This window comes from Amycolatopsis tucumanensis (assembly GCF_021654135.1).
In the GTDB taxonomy this organism is placed as follows: domain Bacteria; phylum Actinomycetota; class Actinomycetes; order Mycobacteriales; family Pseudonocardiaceae; genus Amycolatopsis_E; species Amycolatopsis_E tucumanensis.
Genome location: NZ_JAKGSD010000014.1, coordinates 164,077 through 165,459, shown reverse-complemented (window position 1 = coordinate 165,459; position 1,383 = coordinate 164,077). Strand labels below are relative to the sequence as shown.

The window sequence follows — 1,383 nt, the reverse complement described above, 5'->3', positions numbered from 1 at the left end:
CAAGGCACGCTTTCCCGCCTTGACAAGCCTGCTCGGCGACTGAAACACAATCAGGAATCGGGGGCGGGGGTGGTCGGAAGGTGACCTCTCGAGCGCCGTAAGGCGCTTTTCCCGCGCGTAAGCGCGGCTCTAAAGATCAAAGAGTCCTCGCCGGACGGCAGGCTCCGGGATGACCACCCAGCACGGGTGGGGTGAGCCCACTGGACGGCTGCGTTAGTCAGCGTTAACCTGGAGTCGTGGTGAGTGTGCGTGAGCTGGGGCTGCCCCAGCGGGAGGCGTCCAGCGGGGACCTGCCGGAGCGGGTGACGATCTGGGAGGTCGGCCCGCGTGACGGGCTGCAGAACGAGCAGACCGTCGTCGGCCTGGAGACGAAGCTCGAGTTCCTCCGGCGGCTCGCCGGGGCGGGTCTGACGACCCTCGAAGCGACCAGTTTCGTCCACCCGAAGTGGGTTCCGCAGCTCGCCGACGCCGATGACCTCCTCGCCAAGCTCGACCGGCGCCCGGGCGTGAAGTACCCGGTGCTGGTGCCCAACGAGCGCGGCCTGGACCGGGCGCTCGCGCTGGGTGTGGAGTCGATCGCCATCTTCGGCAGCGCCACCGAGACCTTCGCGCGCAAGAACCTCAACCGCTCCTACGACGAGCAGTTCGCGATGTTCGAGCCGGTCGTGCGGCGGGCCCGGCACGAAGGGCTCGAGGTGCGCGCCTACCTCTCGATGTGCTTCGGCGACCCGTGGGAGGGCGCAGTGCCCGTCGAGCAGGTCGCGAACGCCGGCCGCAGGCTGCTCGACATGGGCTGCTTCCAGCTCTCCCTGGGCGACACGATCGGCGTCGCCACCCCGGGGCACGTCGAGGCGGTCGTCGGCGCGTTCGGCGACGTCACCAAGCTCGCCGTGCACTTCCACGACACCTACGGCCAGGCACTGTCCAACACGCTGGCCGCGCTCAGGGCCGGAGTGACCACAGTGGACTCCTCGGCGGGCGGCCTCGGCGGGTGCCCGTACGCGAAGGCGGCCACCGGCAACCTCGCGACCGAAGACCTGGTGTGGATGCTCGACGGCTTGGGCATCGAGCACGGCGTGGACCTGGACGCGCTGGTGCGGACGAGCGCCTGGATGGCGCAGCAGCTCGGCCGCCCCAGCCCGTCGCGCGTGGTGAAGGCCCTGACCGGCGGCTAAGTTTCTCGGTCGACGGCCAGGCCGCCGCGATCCGTCGCCCGGCCCGTCGCGGGTGGTGGCCGTGACGGACGGCTGGGTTCCTCGGCGGCTGGCTAGGCGTCTGTGGTCGGCCGGTTCCCGGTCGCCCCGGCCCGTCGCGCGTGGTGAAGGCGCCGACCGGCGGTGGGCTGCTCGGCTCGCGGCCAGGCTTCCTTCATCGGCAACTTGC

The 1,383-nt window shown here is 70.8% G+C and carries 1 protein-coding gene; it reads left to right on the top strand.

What is annotated here, in order from left to right; genetic code table 11:
- The first annotated feature begins 239 nt into the window (after window positions 1–239).
- The gene (locus L2C96_RS16770; RefSeq protein ID WP_237336860.1) at window positions 240–1,175 is read left to right on the top strand and encodes a hydroxymethylglutaryl-CoA lyase; all 936 of its coding nucleotides are present in this window, start codon (window positions 240–242) and stop codon (window positions 1,173–1,175) included.
- Window positions 1,176–1,383: the final 208 nt, after the last annotated feature.